Origin of the sequence: Bacteroides sp. AF29-11, from assembly GCF_003602895.1 — a bacterium.
Taxonomy (GTDB): Bacteria; Bacteroidota; Bacteroidia; order Bacteroidales; family Bacteroidaceae; genus Bacteroides; species Bacteroides uniformis.
Map to the genome: position 1 here is coordinate 430,942 of NZ_QTLY01000004.1, position 16,463 is coordinate 447,404.

Below are 16,463 nucleotides of genomic sequence, written 5' to 3' on the forward strand. Positions count from 1 at the left end.
TTTTTCTAAATTTGCAGTAGCTGGAATCTTATCTAACTATTTAATTATTAAATGTTTGCCAATTATGACAAAACATGTTCCTCTTTTTTTACCTCTCGGAAGTATTCGGTTACTGACGATATTCTTCTCTTTTTGTATAATCTTTGTTCATCCGGCATTGGCTGACAAAATGGCTGAAAGCCCCGAACTTTTCGATACTGCTTTCACCTTGCAGGAAAGGCTTGATATTCCCGACGGGTTTGTTCAAAGAGAGATGGTCTATATTTCCATTCTTTTAGGTACATTGGTGCTGTGCCTCTTCTTTTTCTTCATGCAGAGGCGGATGAAGAAATTGAGGGAAAGGGACCGGGAGAGGTATCTGCAACTGTTGGAAGGCATTCTTGATAATCTTCCCATTGCGGCAAAAGTGAAGGATGTGAATGATGGGATGCGCTATACTTTTTGGAATAAAAAGGCAGAGGAACTCTTTGAATGTTCGGCCAGAGAGGCTATAGGCAAGACGGATTTTGAAACAATGCCAGAGGCTGCGGCTTTAATTAGGAAGGAGGATGAAGAGTTGGTCAAGACGGGGATTCCACAAGAAGGTATACGACGTTTTTTTACCAAGAAGAACGAGGAGCGGTTTACCTTCCAGAACAATAATTTTATAAAGCTTTCTGATGGTCGCAAGTGGATTGTTTATACTGCTTGGGACATTACTGATTTGAAAATCATGGAGCGCAAGCTACGTCTGGCCAAAGAGGAGGCTGAGGAGTCCAACCGGATAAAATCGGCTTTCCTGGCCAATATGAGTCATGAGATACGTACTCCGCTCAATGCAATAGTTGGTTTTTCGAGTATTTTGGCCACGGAAGTGTCTGAGGAAGAACGGGTGGAGTATCTCGATATTATAGAGCGGAATAATGAACTGCTGTTGCAGCTCATCAATGACATTCTGGATTTGTCGAAGATAGAAGCCGGTACATTGGAGTATGTCTATGCTAACGTGGATATCAATAAAATGGTGTCCGAGATAGAGCAGGCTACAAGTATCAGGCTGACCAATAAAGACGTGCGTCTGGTCACGGTTACGCCATTGCCCGGTTTGCTGCTGTATACCGATCAGCGCAGAATTACTCAGGTATTCAATAACTTCATCAGTAATGCGCTGAAGTTTACTGCTGCCGGTAGCATTACCATTGGTTACGGAATGCCCGAAAATAGCTATATCCGTTTTTATGTCACCGATACCGGGACGGGGATATCATCTGAGAATGCGCAGGGGATTTTTAACCGCTTTGTGAAGCTGGATTCCTTTAAGCAAGGTACCGGACTGGGACTGGCCATTTCGCAAAACATTGTGAAGGAACTGAAAGGAGAGATAGGGGTGGAGTCACAGTTGAGCAAGGGCTCCACTTTCTGGTTCACGTTGCCTTTTTATAAGATGGACGCGCACCGTTCTATCTTTCCTTGATGCTGCAAGCTCAATCCAATGAAGGGACATCGATTGTCTGGCTTTCCTCGTTCCAGTTGTCAAGGGTGAATTCTCCGGATGATTCTTCGGAAAAGATGTCTCCCAGAGTGAGGGTCAGGGTCAGTTTGGAGTTTGCTTCCAAAGGTCCGTTCAATGTTTGCTTGAAACTTTTCACGTTTCCATTTTTCAGTATGATGCTCATCTGGAATTCCGGTTTCCCGAAAGAAGGGAAGAGCATGACGGTGGCGTTGCTCATTTGTGTACCGTCGACGGAACGGACCAGAGGGAAGGCTACTGTGCGTGGGCTTCCTTGAGGAGCGGCGGTGTAGAAATTCAGTTCTCCAGCAATATTGGTGATGCGCACCACCATGCTGTCGATGCTCGAACTGAGGATGCCGTTGTTCTTGTCCTTGATGATTACTTTCAGTCCGGTCACTACCCGTTTGAGGGATGCTTTCAGGTCCTCACTTCCAATGTTGGCAGGCTGGACGGCGTGTACCAGGTCGAATACCGGATAATAGGTTGTGTCCGCTTCCATTTTGAATAGGGAGAAGTGTTGCCGGGACATGTCTTCGCCTAAGATGTAGACCGGGTCCCTCATGAGAGGATGTGCATAAATCGGCTCCTCGTATTTAGGGGTTCCCCAATAAATCATGTTATAGAGACCTGCGGGTAAGGATAACTCTCGATTGACGCCATCGTTATAGAAAGCTCCGTCTTTAACTTGGTAGTAACCGTAAAAAGGTGTCAGCTTCCGGTTTATGTAGTTTCCATAATAAATAGAGGTGCCCGCCTTGCAGGGCATGATGGTCAGTATGCCGGTCAGCGGGCTTTGTCCGCTTTCTGTGGACACGTCCATCAAAAGTCGTGGTGATACCAACTCACTGCTTTTTTCTATCTGGGGCGGATTGTCATCGGCGCAGCTTGCCACGATTGCGGCAAGTACTGCAAATACTACTAATTTTTTCATTATCTGTTAAGCTTTAGGTTGTTCTTCCTTGAGAACGTTTTTAGAAAGAAATGGTTCTTTGTACTCCGGAGAAAGTATATTGGGGATGGAAAAGTGAGGTGAAACCAATTCCGGTATTGAGGGGAATGGGAAGAATAGCCCCTCTTCAAAAGGCTTAGAGAAGGGACGGAAAACAAATTATACCTTTTTTAGTAACATTTTAGAAGCCTTGATTAACGAAATCATATACTCTTCGTAACAATTTCTCGACATTCTTTTCTTGTTCCTCCATACATTTGCATCCGAGTTCTTTGGTATTAATTGAAGAACACAATGAATCTTTGATATTAACCATTAAATAATGTACAATGAGAAAAACATTCTTGGAAAAGTGCATAAATCTGCGTTTATGCCGTGTTGCATTGGTACTTTTGTTTCTTGTACCTGCAATCAGTAGCCTGCAGGCTAATCCTTCTCAAAACAAGACCATTTCGGGTGTTGTGACATCGGCTACGGATAGTGAGCCGTTGATAGGTGTCAGCGTGCAGGTGAGAGAAACCGCTACGGGTGGAATTACCGACATTGATGGCCGGTATTCGGTAAGTGCCCAACAAGGACAGACACTGGTGTTTTCTTACATCGGTTATCAATCACAGGAAATCAAGGTAGGTACTTCTTCCGTCATCAATGTGGTGCTGAAGGAGGACACGGAAATGTTGGATGAAGTGGTTGTAGTGGGCTATGGTGTCCAGAAGAAGAAATTGGTGACGGGTGCCACTGTTCAGGTGAAGGGTGACGAAATAGCCAAGATGAATACAACCAATCCCTTGCAGGCTATGCAGGGACAGACACCGGGTGTAAGTATTGCTTCGACTTCCGGTCAACCGGGTGCTGACATGAAAGTGAGTATCCGTGGTCTTGGTACCGTGGGAAATAGTGCTCCTCTTTATCTGATTGATGGTGTGGGTGGTGATATTTCTACTTTGAATCCTGCCGATATTGAAAGTATAGATGTACTGAAAGATGCGGCTAGTGCGGCTATCTACGGTTCGGCCGGTGCTAATGGTGTAGTGCTTATTACTACCAAGCAAGGGCGCGAAGGTAAAGCGCAGATTAGTTTCGATGCTTATTATGGAATACAGAATGTAGCTCGTAAGGCTAATATGCTGAATGCAAAAGAGTATATGGCCATTATGGATGAGCAGGCTTTGAATAGCGGACTTTCGGCTTACGATTGGAGCCAATACCAGTCTATTTACGATGCCAATGGCAATGTGTATGATACGGATTGGGTAGATACTATGTTCAAAGATAATGCCACAACGGAGAGCTATACGCTGGGTGTCACTGGTGGAAGCGCAACTTCCACTTATGCCCTTTCGTTAGGATATATGAGTCAGGAAGGTATTGTCGGCGGTTCGGATGTGTCTAACTATTCGCGTTACAATTTCCGTGTGAACAGCGAGCACAAACTTTTCAAGGATATTTTGAAAGTGGGCGAGCAGGTGAGTTTTGTATATAAGATGAATAACGGTATCAGTGTAGGCAACCAATATAATAATACCTTACGCGGTGCATTCGGAACATCGCCTATCGCTCCTGTCTATAGCGATAATAATCTTTATGATTCGCCTTACAATGACACCAGTACCAGTGACTGGAATAAAGGTGATGGAAACCCTTATGGTTTAATGATGACCGACAGCAACAATGAGAACAAAACGGCTACTTTTTCCGGTAATGTTTATGCTGAATTGCAGCCTGTCAAGAATTTGAAGATAAAGTCTGTATTCGGTGTGGTTTATGGTTCCAGCGAATACCGTAGTTTCAAGCCTCTCTACAAGTTCAGCCAATATATATATAATGAAGAACGTACTACCGTATCTCAAAATGCCAATCACTCTTTGGGTATGACATGGACCAATACGGCTTCTTATGACTGGACTATGGGAGAACATTCGTTCAACGCCTTGCTGGGTATGGAAGCCTATCGTTACGAGGGCACTTATATCGAAGCTAAAAATGGTATGCTGAAAGAAGGTTTTGATGATTGGGAGCATGCTTTTGTGGGCAACGGAACGGCCTCCGATTCGACCAACGGCTTGGGTGCCAGTGGCAATCCGCATACCGAGAGCCGCAAGGTGTCCTATTTCGGCCGATTGGGTTGGAACTGGAAAGAAACTTATATGGTCAATGCTACTTTGCGTGCAGACGGTTCGAGCAACTTTGCCAAAGGCAACCGTTTTGGTTACTTCCCTTCGGTATCGGCAGGATGGACCATTACTAACGAAAAATTCATGGAAAGTACGCAAAACTGGCTCGACTTCCTGAAAATACGTGCCAGCTGGGGACAAGTGGGTAATGCCAACATTGACGCATTCCAATATCTGGCTCCTATCAAGAGTACCAATACACACTATCTTTTCGGCAGCGGTTACGGCGACTCGGATGCTGCGGCACAGCTCGGAACCAACTGGGGAGCTTACCCTAGTCGTCTGGCTAATGCTGACATCAAGTGGGAGACTTCACAGCAGACCAATATCGGTCTTGATGCCCGATTCCTCAACAGTCGCCTGGGTGTTAATTTCGATTTCTACATTAAAGATACTAAAGACTGGCTCGTGGTGGCTCCTATTCTTGCTACTGCCGGAGCAGGTGCTCCTTATATTAATGGCGGTGGAGTGAAAAACACCGGTGTGGAACTCAATCTTACTTGGAATGACCAAATAGGCAAAGACTTTAGTTACAATATCGGTATCAACGGTGCCTACAATAAGAATAAGGTCGGAGAGATTCCTAACGACGATGGTATCATTCATGGCTCTACCAACCAGTTGTATGACAATACTCCTGAATTCTATCGTGCCGAGAATGGTAAGCCTATCGGTTATTTCTATGGTTTCAAGACAGCAGGCATATTCCAAAACAATCAAGAAATAGAGGATTGGATTAAGGCTGGTAACGGTGTGCTGCAAGCTGACGTACAACCAGGTGACGTGAAGTTTGTGGACATCAACCATGACGGACGGGTGAACGAGCTTGACAAGACCGATCTTGGTAACGGTATTCCTGATTTCACTATGGGCTTCAATCTCGGTTTCAACTGGAAAGGACTTGATTTCTCTGTAGTGGCCAACGGTGCTTTCGGACAGCAGATTGTCCAGAGCTATCGTAACCATACCTCCAAGCAAGCCAATTATACTACTGCAATTTTAGGACGTTGGACAGGAGAGGGAACCAGCAATCGCATACCTCGTGTCACAGACCAGAATCTCAACTGGCAGTTCTCAGACCTCTATGTGCAGGATGGTGATTACCTGCGAATCAGTAACATTACTTTGGGCTACGACTTTGCCAAGCTACTGAGATGTAAGGTCATCAGCCAGTGCCGTATCTATGCTCAGGTACAGAATGTGTTCACATTTACCAAATATGACGGCATGGATCCGGAAATAGGTTATGGTCCCGAAGGAGATAACGGACAAGGTTGGGTATCGGGCGTTGATTTAGGTTATTACCCCCGTCCCCGTACCGTATTGTTTGGTGTTAACTTGAAATTTTAAAATATAGACTGATATGAAGAAAAACAAAAATATATTTATGGCAAGTGTCCTGCTCCTGAGTTTGGGACTGGCTTCGTGTACCGACAGTTTTCTCGATGTTACGTCGAAGACTGAATCTTCAACCGGTACATTCTATAAGACTGAAAAAGATGCTTATCGTGCTCTGATAGGTTGTTATGATGGTTGGCGCCAGACTTCATCAGCCATGATGGTAGGGTTTTATATGGCTTCCGAGGTGATGAGTGCCGAGTGTTTTGGCGCTACCGGAAATGCCGATGGACGTGGCTATCAGGCCATTGACCGTTTTGACATCTCCCAATCGCCGGCTGACCTCAACCTATACGAAGGTGACTGGAAAAATTATTATGCGGGCGTCTATCGTTGCAACGAGCTGATAGCTCATGAAGAGCAGATTGTATGGAATGAATCGGATAGCAAACGTGGTATCTATATGGGCGAATGTCGTACGTTGCGTGCATTGCTTTATCTGGATATGGTTCGTTTATGGGGGAATATCCCACTCTTTCTGGAACCGGTAAACGAAAATCGCGCTCCTTCACCTGCCAAAGAGGTGTTCAGTGCCATATTTACTGACTTAAAATATGCTATCGAGAATATTCCCGGTGACGCTTATCCCAAGGCCGACTATACCAAGAACGACGGACATATTACAAAATATGCCGCCGAGGCTTTGCTGGCACGTGCCTATCTTTTCTATACCGGATATTACGGTGAAGAACCTGTAGAGGTGACTCGTGCCGAAGCTTTGGCTGCTGTAGAAGACGTAATCGCTTCAGGAGAATATGGTTTGGTACCGCAATTCAAGAATTTATGGCCGGCTTCTTCTGCAAAAGTGGCCGAAAAAGGAGACTATGAAACTTTGAAGGGTACATATGCCGGTGATGGAAACAAGGAAACCATTCTTGCGTTGAAATTTACCGCTACTCAGGATTATAACGGGAATAATGACTCCAACCGTTGGCAGGTGATGTTGGGTATGCGCCAGCTTAATGCTGCTCCCTATTGCAAGGGATGGGGCGCATTGACGGTAAATCCTGATTTTGTGGAAGCGTTTCCCACTGGTGACCTCCGCCGTTCGGCTTCTATCATTGATTTGGTAGGGGAAGGAATCACCGGTTCGGCCGACTTTACCACCAGTTTTAATGACTGGCGTGAATATACCGGCTATGCTGTGAAGAAGTATGCTCCCCTTTGCTATGCCGATGGAAGCCATGCCGGTAAGCAGGATGGTAGCGGTGACTTCCAGACACAGAACCGCCAAGACTACGTTATTATCCGTTATGCCGACGTATTGTTGATGGCCGCAGAACTGGGTAGCCCCAATGCGCAAACTTATTTCGACCAAGTGCGTAAGCGTGCTTATCAGGTTGATGACAACGGAACAGTATCGGCCAACTATCAAGCTAAGAGTGTGTCTCAACAAGCTATTATGGAAGAACGTCGTCTTGAATTTGCTTTTGAAAGCATTAATTATTGGGATCTCCTGCGTCAAGGTATAGACGTGGCAGCCGAGAAGCTCGCCTTGAATGGTGTCAAGGTGAAGAGTGGAGGCGCTGATGATGCAATAACCATACGGGCCGACCGTGTGAAAGCCACCAAAGGCTTGAGCCAGATTCCTTATAATCAAATTAACCTTTCACAGAGTGTACTTGTGCAGAATCCCGGATGGTGAGTACCATTAATAGAGTAAATAAAAAATAAAAACAATAAGATATGAGACTTAAATCATTCTTTTCCATATTGGCAGGAGCGGCTTTGATATTTTCCGCTTGCTCGCCCGAAGAGTACGAGATGGGGGCAAAAACCTATGTTTCCGATGATTTGGTGGAAGGTATCGCCTATACGGTGACCCCTGATGCCAATGATCCTAATACGATTCATCTGACTTCGCTCATCAAGGGAGCCACTCCCTTGTGGGTCACTCCAAGCGGTCCTTCTCAAAAGACCACTCTTGACTTGGCACTTCCTTTTGCCGGAGAATATAGCGTGACTTTCGGCGCTTCCACACCGGCAGGTCCGGTATATGGCGAACCATATACCTTCAAGGTAGAGACCAATAACTTTGCCATGCTCGAAGACCCTATCTGGGCTAACCTTGCAGGTGGAGTGGGCAAGAGCCGTAAGTGGGTTCCCATTGACAAGAACTTTGGTATTGGCCGTTGTTCGGGACCGGTGATGTACATGAGCCACACTGATGTGAAAAATGATGGAAGCAATATTACCGACCTTATGATTGGTAGCGCCAATTGGGCTCCCAACTGGGATCCGGGTATCCAATCGTGGCTCATTCCGGCAGACGACCCCTATTTCCAGTCGTACATCACTTTCGGCCTGGATGCTGTGAAAGGCTGTACGGTGGAACTTCATCGGGTGGCTGCTTCGGGCACGACGGATGCCACCGGAACTTTCAACTTGAATGTGTCTGACCCGAAACGCCCTGTCATATCTTTCTATGGCGGTACCTATTCATTGCATAACGAGGGTTTTGATGATGTCTGTTCCAACTATACCAACGACATCAAGATTATAGAATGTACTCCTTATCTGCTGCAGGTAGCTACGATGCGTACCAATAGCGAAGGTCCGTGGTGGCTGGTGTGGAACTTCATTTCCGAAGAGGCTTATAATGACCCCAGTATCATACCGACTGAAGATCCGGGTTTGCTTCAGCCTGCCGAAGTACAACAGCCTGCCATTGAAGATTTGGCAACCAAACTGTTCACTACTGAAATCAACGGTGTCACCTATGTGGGCAATGAGGCACGCTTCCTCATCAATGATGAAGAACCTTATGACTGGACATGGTGGAATGGTGGCTCTGCTGCTTGGGAAAGCGTAGTGAAGGGACAGTACGGTTCTTCATGGGCACCTGTGGCCGATGCTTCCATTGCCGACTATGAGCTGGTATTGAGCAGCACGGCCGATGGCTACAAATGGGATGACGGTACCAATGCCGGTAAGCTTGCCATTGAAGACGGCAAATTGAAATTTATGGATGCCGACGGCAATCCGGTTGAGATAACCGTCCTCACCGCTACCGGTGATAAGCGCACGGTGGAAGTGAAGGGAAGCGAGTTTACCGTAATGGCTTGCGATGTCACCAGCTCTTTCCAGATGGGTGTGCCTGCAACGACCAATGACAAGGGAGCCGTGGATTCTTATCTTTGTGCCAACCTCAACTACAAACCTATCGCTACCGGACCTACCGGGCCTACTGAAATCAAGGTAGACAACAGCAAGGTACAAATTCTTTTCGGTGACGGAAATCCCGATCGTTTGCGCTTGCAGTTCTACAATCCTTGGGGCGGTGGTGACGCGGGATGGCCGATCGACATCACGAAGGTGAAGTTGAAAAAGAACCAGACGCTGAAGATACAGTACAAAGTGCTGAGTGGAATCACTTGGAACGAGGGCGCGACTCCTAAGACCGTGATTATGGACAATAACATCGGAAATACCTGGGAAGACGACTGCTACAACCTGGCTCATGCCGTGGCCTTTGATACTGCCGAAGGAGCTGTACAGACTGTGTCCGTGACCAATACCACCGGTGCCACTGTGACTTACGAAGGAAGCAGTTGTATCTGTATCGGTATCCAGAATAAGGGACTTGCTACTGTGGCTGCCACCGAAGACGGACAGCCGGATGTGAAGGTTGAGATAATTTCGATGACCATTGAATAACCACTTAAATGAATTTAGTATATATGAAGACAAAGATATATTTAGGAATACTTTCACTTGCATTGGGTCTTTCGCTGGCTTCGTGCAGTGAAGATGACGACTATACTATCCACACCACCCCGATTCTGAACGAATCGTCGGTGGTGACGGGGTCGTCCGATGTGACCGCCACTACCGCTACGCTCCATGCCACGCTCTCCGGGTTGGATGGCATGGATGCCGGAAGCTATAAGACCGGCTTCTTCTATGGCTCTGCGCAAGACAACCTGCCCGAGGACGTGCAGGCTGCTTATGACGGCAGCGCCTTCAGTGCTCAGTTGAACGGGTTGAACAATAACTCTACGCTCTATTATCAGGCTTATGTATGCTTGCAGGGTAAGGTGTATTACAAAGGTGAGGTGAAAAGCTTGCTCACCACCGATGCCAAGGTGGCTACTGCCGATGCCGCATCTGTCGACTTCGCCTCGGCTGTATTGGGTGGGACATTGACCGATGCTACGGCCGATGCTACTTGTGGTGTTGTTATCTCTACTTCATCCGATGTAGAAGCGGTTCGTGCAGGCCTTATAGTGAAGAGTGAGGAACTTAAGGACAGCTATTCATTCGTCCATGAAGGGTTGGTGCCCGAAACGCAATACTATTATGCGGCTTACCTCAATCTGGGTAGCGGCATTGTGTATGGTGAGGTGAAGAGCTTCACTACTCCTGCCTATGACTTCGATCTCGACAATGACCTTGTCGACCTGGGACTCTCCGTGAAGTGGGCTCGCTTCAATGTGGGTGCCAAGAGCGAGACTGGACTGGGTGGCCTTTTCGGATTCGGTGACTTGACCGGATGCAACAATAGCATCGACCCTGCCGACTATGCTTCGGCCGATACTTATAAAACGGCTTCCGACTTGGCTTTCCGTGCATTTCAAGGGCGTGCCACACTGCCTACTGCCGATGATTTCGAGGAACTCTTCACGTTGTGCCAGAAAGAGTGGACTGAGCAGAATGGAGTGACAGGTTTCAAGTTCACCGGTCCTAATGGTAATTCCATCTTCCTGCCTGCAGCCGGTACGCGTGTGGCAAACGATGTGACAGCGCTGGGTACTGAAGGATATTACCTCACCGGTACTGTCAACTCTTCCAATACAGAATTTGCGGTAGGTTACCAGTTTGCAGCTTCTGTCAATCACCGTATCACTGCCGCAGTTTATCAAGGTATGGCTGTACGCGCTGTTTCCACAGCCAAGAACGTACCGTTCAACAAGGCTCTGCTCTATCAGAAGTGGTATCTTGACAATGGCCAGGACGGTAAGCAGCACGTGTTTGAAGGACCTTTCACGCAGTGGGGTGTTACGGACAACTGGAGTACGGTTTCCAACGGACAACCCAACATTGAACAGCAGATTCATTGGGAGATGGGTACGGATAATGGCTGGATAGGTTATACTTACGGAAAGGACTATGGTTATATGGAGCTCAAGGAGGACGGTACGGTGAATATTCATCGTATTGCCGAAGACGGTACCGTGACCGATGAAACCGGTAAGTTTACGATTGACGAGGCGAATAAAGTGATTGACATCGACATAGATGTGCTTTGTGCCAATACTTGGATTGGCACGAAGAGTGGTAAGCTGAACATTCTGTCGTTGACTGCCGACGGCCTGCAGATTGCCCTGCCCGATGGCGACTATGGCTATTCGTTGAACTATTACAGCCAGGCCAAGGCCGATGCCGATGCGCAGGTTCCTGTATTGCTCAATATCGCCGATTCATCATGGGCAGGAAGTTGGGATGCACTGCTTGTAGCCATTTCACCCGAAGACTTGGCTGGACAGCACACGTTTGTTTTCGAGGGAACTTGTACCGATGCTATGGTGTTTACGCTTGACTTTGCCGGTATGGCGAAGCGCTATCCCAATTCGTTTGTACGCATTGACGACATCAAGCTGGACGGTACTTCCATCCGGTTTGATGCCAACCGCTTCTATTATGGCGACATTGAAGGAAACGGTAAGTACCGTGTTCAGTTGTTCAATGCTTATGGGGCTGGTTCTGTAGGCAATGCAGTTCCCCTCAGTCCGTTCAGCAATGTAGAAAATCAAGGTACCGAGCCTGCCATCCATTTCAAGGAGAAGCTTGAGATTGTCTGCACCGTCATTACCGACGGTACCGGTGCAGGTATTTATACGCCCAATCTGGTTACTGTCAATCCGGATTGGGGAAGTGCATGGGGATATAACGCAGGAGCTACGTTCGAGGTGAAATACGAGAACTTCCAGTACAGCCTTGTGGCTTCTCAGTTCGACATTAAGTACGAATCTGCCGACTATGCGGCAGGTTCCATCATGACCTTCGTTGAAGTGGCTGACATTTACAAGTATTTCCCCGGTTTACATGCCACACTTGACAACCTCTATCTGGATGGCAAGGAAGTGACATTTGATGCATCCAAAGTGCTCGATGCCAATGAATCCCCGAAGTATCGTCTGGAACTTTGGAATTGCTATGGGGCAACAAAGGATAAAGGGTGCGCTTTCGGTACTCCTGATGGTGATGTTATCAAGGAACTTGGTTTCAGCAGTTCTATGGAAGTGAAGTTCACGTTCCACACTCTTTTCTCTGTTCCTGAATGGTAAGAGGGATAGACGGAAATATACTGGTTAGATAGGAAATCCGGGATGCAGGCCATCCCGGATTTTTTGTTTTGCCCTCACCGGTGTGCATCGTTCTGATATAGATTGAAGAACCATAGAGAGAATAAAATAAAGGAGGTGGTCCGTAAGGCGGCGCTTTGATAGCTCTTTGCCTTGTACTTTGTTCGGACGGGATGGGTACTTATTGCGATAAACATAGTGATTTTATGGTATCTCCACTAAAGTGGTCCGCCTTGTTCATAGTAGTGAACAAATCAGCCCACTTAGGTGAACAAACTTGTTCACCTAAGTGGGCCGTTCATGAATCTTTGTACTGAACCGGACAGACAAAAGGGCGGAAGCGGAGAAAAGCAGGGGCTTTCTCTAAGATTGGCTGCTATTTTCCTTCGTAATCAAAGTATTCAAAGTCTGCATATGCTTTTGAGGTTTGAGAACCGGAGACGGCATACAATCCCAGCATGATTCCCGTAAAGCCACCGGCAGTTTCTGTACTGATATAGCGCGTATTCATTCGGCCCAGTTCTTTGAAGTCCTTTCCGTTTGTGGCATACTCGAACGAATAGATTTCGTTGCTGCCTTTTACACGGAGTTGTACTTTCCCCTGGGGCAGAATAACTTCCTTTTCCGTATGGGTCAATTCATTCAATTGGTAGCGCAATACTACAGCTTGTTTCCCGTCTGCCAATTGCTTGACTAATAAATCGTAATGGGACGATTCGAACATGTAGACCGTCAGGCCGGCTTCGTCGCCACTGGCGGCTTTTTTCAGTTGCATGGAAGTGGTGGCTGTGAAGTCGATATGTTCTTGCCGGCGGCCGGCAAAAGTAGGACTGCCTTTCCCGTTGTTCAGGTTTACGGGGGTTGCTTTCAGACGGAGGTTACCGGAAGCAAAAGTATAGTTTTCCGGATGATAGTTTCTGATATGAACCCATTCGGGACCTAATTTGCCGTTTTTGAAATCGGTGCGTGCAGGCTTGGGGGCAAGAGGATGTTGCGGTAGGGTTGGTACATCCATTTGCAGGGCTATTGTACCATCTCCGTTTACTACCGGCCAGGCATTCTTGTCCCAGCGCACGGGAGCAAGGTACGTTTCGCGTCCCAGCAGGTGATGGCTGCCGCTTTGCGGACGGAAAGCGAGACACACCATCCACCACGAACCGTCAGGAGCTTGTATCAGGTCGGCATGGCCGGTTCCTTGTATCGGGCTGTTCTGTGCATTCTTGTTGATGTGGGTCAGGATGGGATTGGCGGGGTTCTCTTCGTACGGGCCGTCTATATCGCGGCTACGGGCTATTGTCACTTTGTGCCCGTATTCCGTGCCGCCTTCGGAAATCAGCAGGTAATACCAGCCGTCTTTCTTGTAAATGTGCGGCCCTTCAGGGTGCCGTCCGCCCGTACCGTTCCAGATGCGTTTGGACTCGTTGAGTTGTTCGCCGGTTTTGGGGTTGATTTCGCACAGATAGATACCTACGCCCGGATTGCTGACAAGGTAACACTTGCCGTCTTCAAAATAGAGGGACGGGTCTATGCCGCCTTGCTTGAGCCATACGGGTTCCGACCATTCGCCACGCGGGTCGGTAGTGTGTACAAGGAAGTTGCCTTTGTCGGACACGTTGGTGGTAATCATGTAGAATGTACCGTCGTTGTAGCGGATGGTGGGTGCATAGATTCCTCCCCACGGGCCGGCGTCGTGAAGCGGCAGTTGTGAGGGGCGCGTCAGGCAGTGTCCGATTTGTTCCCAGTTGATGAGGTCTTTGCTGTGGAACAACGGTACGCCCGGAAAATATTGGAAACTACTGTTGACCAGATAAAAGTCATCTCCTGCGCGGCAGACACTCGGGTCGGGATGGAAACCGGGAATAACGGGATTTTGATAACCTTGCCGGTTTTGTGAAAAGCAGGACAGGCTGAGCGCCAGTCCTAAAAATAACATCATCTTTTTTCTCATAAGTACATTGTATTTTAAATAGTTTATCAGATATACGAATCAGTAGTTGAAGGAAGTATTTATACGCAAAAATAAAGTATTCCTTCGGTTCAAACAAGCCGGATGTGTCCGATGTCATTCAATGATTACTTTTGAACCCTATTCGGAAACAAATGATACCGTTGCAGATAACATGACATCGGTGTGTTTTCCGCCTTTTCCGTTACTTTTGCTTTCACTGATTTAACCATTATTTTTAATACGTAAAGACATGATGAAGAATATCATTGAAAAATTCCAAATTTGCCTGGTGCTGTCGGCACTGCTTTTCTCTTCTTTCGTTGCCGCATGTTCCGGCAATGATGATACTGTGACTCCGGAAATAACGATTCCCGCGAACATTCTGACGGATGGAATGACTTTCTCCAAGACCGGAGGAACAAGTACGCTGAACATCAAGTCGAACGTTGCATTGGAAGTTACCAGCAGTGCACCGGAGTGGTGTAAGGTTACTGCCGAAAGTTCTGCTTCGAGTAGTATTTTGAAGTATACCGTTATGGCAGAAGCCAATACGGACACGAGTGACCGTGAAGCCAAGGTAACGGTGAAAGCCGGAGGCAGCGAAGTAGGGAGCTTCACAGTGAAACAAACGTCTGCGGACGGATTAATCATATCCAACTCTACCTCTTTCGACCTGCCAGCTGCGGGAGGAGATGTTTCTGTGGTGGTGGAAACCAATGGTGACGTACAAGCCGTTTCTGATGTTTCTTGGATAAAGGCGGTCAATACCCGTGCCATGGAAGACAAGATTTTCAAGTTTACCGTCTCTTCCAATCCTCTGGGAGCGCGCGAAGGCCATATCACTTTTACTTTGGGTAGCCTGACGGAGACTGTGACCGTAAAACAGGCTGCGGGCGAGGTCGGCAATATGGGAAGCGACGCCAGGACACTTGCCGCCAAGATGTATGCAGGTATCAATATCGGCAACACGCTGGAAGCTTGTGATAACAAGAACAAGATAGCGAGCGAAACGTTATGGGGAAATCCTAAAGTGAGCGAGGCATATATCAAAGGGCTGAAGGCATTGGGATTTAATGCGGTGCGCATCCCTTGCGCGTGGGATTACTACATTGTGAATCCATCGACCTATGAGATAGATGCTGCATGGCTCGACCGTGTGAGCGAAGTGGTGGGCTACTGTGTAGCCAATGATATGTATGCCATTGTCAATATCCATTGGGATGGCGGTTGGCTTGAAGAGAGTATCACTCATGGTTACAGCAGCGAAGTAGATGCCAAGCAGAAAGCTATCTGGACACAGATTGCCAATAAACTGAATGCTTATGACGAACACCTGCTCTTTGCCGGATGTAACGAACCCGGACAGCAAGACCAGGGGAACGTTGGAACATCGGCCATAGATGTCATCTTGAAATACGAACAGACCTTCATTGATGCCGTGCGTGCCACCGGAGGGAATAATGCGAGCCGTTGCCTGATTGTGCAAGGTCCTTATACCAATATCGACAAAACGGTGAACGACTACACGATGCCCAAGGATGAGGTACCCGACCGTCTGATGGTGGAAGTTCACTTCTATGATCCCTATCAGTTCACCATGATGAACCATGACGAAACTTGGGGCAAGGTATTCCTTTATTGGGGTAAGGACAATCATGTATCCGGTTCCATTCATAACGCCACCGGTTACGAAGAAGATTATGTGAAGCAGCAATTCCAGAAGATGAAGACAGCCTATGCAGATAAGGGAATTCCTGTGATTGTAGGCGAGTACAGCGCCATGAAGCGGACAAAAGAAGACAAGATAGAGGGTACTTCCGAACTTGCCTATCCCGACATTGACCGGGAGATGCACAACAAGAGCCGCGCCTATTGGAATGAGGTAGTCACCCGAGAGGCCAAAAAACACGGTTGTGTCCCCTTCTATTGGGAAACCGGCGGTGACATGAATCGTGGTACGGGTACGGCGAAGGAGGCTTATGCCATTGAGGGCATCATGAAGGGAGCCGCAGCCGGTAAATACCCTTACTGATTGAGTGGCGGATAGAGTAAAAGACAGTTTTTAAAAGTATCATACAAATAGGTTTTATAGGTTACAAGGATTGTTGATATAGTTTTTTTTGATTGGTTATGGAGAAGTTGGTCCGCGAGGGATATGCTTCTCCTTCTTTAAAAATCCTTGTCTTTCCTTGCTTTT

8 protein-coding genes are annotated in these 16,463 nt (G+C 47.3%); 6 read left to right on the forward strand and 2 right to left on the reverse strand.

Features of this window, described 5'->3' with window-relative positions:
• The first annotated feature begins 64 nt into the window (after window positions 1-64).
• Window positions 65-1,453: a PAS domain-containing protein gene (locus DWZ03_RS09240; RefSeq protein ID WP_005824402.1), complete on the forward strand. Its 1,389-nt coding sequence runs from the start codon at window positions 65-67 to the stop codon at window positions 1,451-1,453.
• Between the two features lie 10 nt (window positions 1,454-1,463).
• Here the strand turns inward: DWZ03_RS09240 and DWZ03_RS09245 are convergent, their stop codons facing one another.
• Window positions 1,464-2,423 (reverse strand): FimB/Mfa2 family fimbrial subunit, encoded by a 960-nt coding sequence (locus DWZ03_RS09245; RefSeq protein ID WP_005833650.1) that lies wholly within the window; start codon window positions 2,421-2,423, stop codon window positions 1,464-1,466.
• A gap of 347 nt (window positions 2,424-2,770) precedes the next feature.
• Here DWZ03_RS09245 and DWZ03_RS09250 point away from each other — a divergent pair, with 347 nt between their 5' ends.
• Genes DWZ03_RS09250 through DWZ03_RS09265 form a run of 4 tightly spaced genes read left to right on the forward strand, consistent with a single transcriptional unit; the run spans window position 2,771 to window position 12,300 of the window.
• Window positions 2,771-5,965, forward strand: a complete 3,195-nt coding sequence (locus tag DWZ03_RS09250) for a SusC/RagA family TonB-linked outer membrane protein (protein WP_120129699.1) — start codon at window positions 2,771-2,773, stop codon at window positions 5,963-5,965.
• A 13-nt stretch (window positions 5,966-5,978) separates the two neighbouring features.
• Window positions 5,979-7,658, forward strand: coding sequence for a RagB/SusD family nutrient uptake outer membrane protein (locus tag DWZ03_RS09255; protein WP_057258761.1), 1,680 nt, complete (start codon window positions 5,979-5,981; stop codon window positions 7,656-7,658).
• Between the two features lie 41 nt (window positions 7,659-7,699).
• A complete protein-coding gene (locus DWZ03_RS09260) occupies window positions 7,700-9,670 on the forward strand; it encodes a hypothetical protein (RefSeq protein ID WP_087332889.1) in 1,971 nt (656 codons plus the stop codon).
• 8 nt (window positions 9,671-9,678) lie between these two features.
• Window positions 9,679-12,300 carry a hypothetical protein gene (locus DWZ03_RS09265; RefSeq protein ID WP_120129702.1) on the forward strand — a complete coding sequence of 874 codons (2,622 nt, stop codon included), beginning with the start codon at window positions 9,679-9,681 and terminating at the stop codon, window positions 12,298-12,300.
• A gap of 394 nt (window positions 12,301-12,694) precedes the next feature.
• Here the strand turns inward: DWZ03_RS09265 and DWZ03_RS09270 are convergent, their stop codons facing one another.
• Window positions 12,695-14,266, reverse strand: coding sequence for a glycoside hydrolase family 43 protein (locus tag DWZ03_RS09270; RefSeq protein WP_098032271.1), 1,572 nt, complete (start codon window positions 14,264-14,266; stop codon window positions 12,695-12,697).
• A 250-nt stretch (window positions 14,267-14,516) separates the two neighbouring features.
• On the opposite strand from DWZ03_RS09270, the gene DWZ03_RS09275 reads away from it, so the two are divergent.
• Window positions 14,517-16,298 (forward strand): cellulase family glycosylhydrolase, encoded by a 1,782-nt coding sequence (locus tag DWZ03_RS09275; protein WP_120129705.1) that lies wholly within the window; start codon window positions 14,517-14,519, stop codon window positions 16,296-16,298.
• Window positions 16,299-16,463: the final 165 nt, after the last annotated feature.

What these genes read in the sequence shown, in the direction of transcription:
- DWZ03_RS09240 (WP_005824402.1), top strand. Translation starts at nt 65, where the DNA reads ATGACAAAACATGTTCCTCTTTTTTTACCTCTCGGAAGTATTCGGTTA.
- DWZ03_RS09245 (WP_005833650.1), bottom strand. Translation starts at nt 2,423, where the DNA reads ATGAAAAAATTAGTAGTATTTGCAGTACTTGCCGCAATCGTGGCAAGC.
- DWZ03_RS09250 (WP_120129699.1), top strand. Translation starts at nt 2,771, where the DNA reads ATGAGAAAAACATTCTTGGAAAAGTGCATAAATCTGCGTTTATGCCGT.
- DWZ03_RS09255 (WP_057258761.1), top strand. Translation starts at nt 5,979, where the DNA reads ATGAAGAAAAACAAAAATATATTTATGGCAAGTGTCCTGCTCCTGAGT.
- DWZ03_RS09260 (WP_087332889.1), top strand. Translation starts at nt 7,700, where the DNA reads ATGAGACTTAAATCATTCTTTTCCATATTGGCAGGAGCGGCTTTGATA.
- DWZ03_RS09265 (WP_120129702.1), top strand. Translation starts at nt 9,679, where the DNA reads ATGAATTTAGTATATATGAAGACAAAGATATATTTAGGAATACTTTCA.
- DWZ03_RS09270 (WP_098032271.1), bottom strand. Translation starts at nt 14,266, where the DNA reads ATGAGAAAAAAGATGATGTTATTTTTAGGACTGGCGCTCAGCCTGTCC.
- DWZ03_RS09275 (WP_120129705.1), top strand. Translation starts at nt 14,517, where the DNA reads ATGATGAAGAATATCATTGAAAAATTCCAAATTTGCCTGGTGCTGTCG.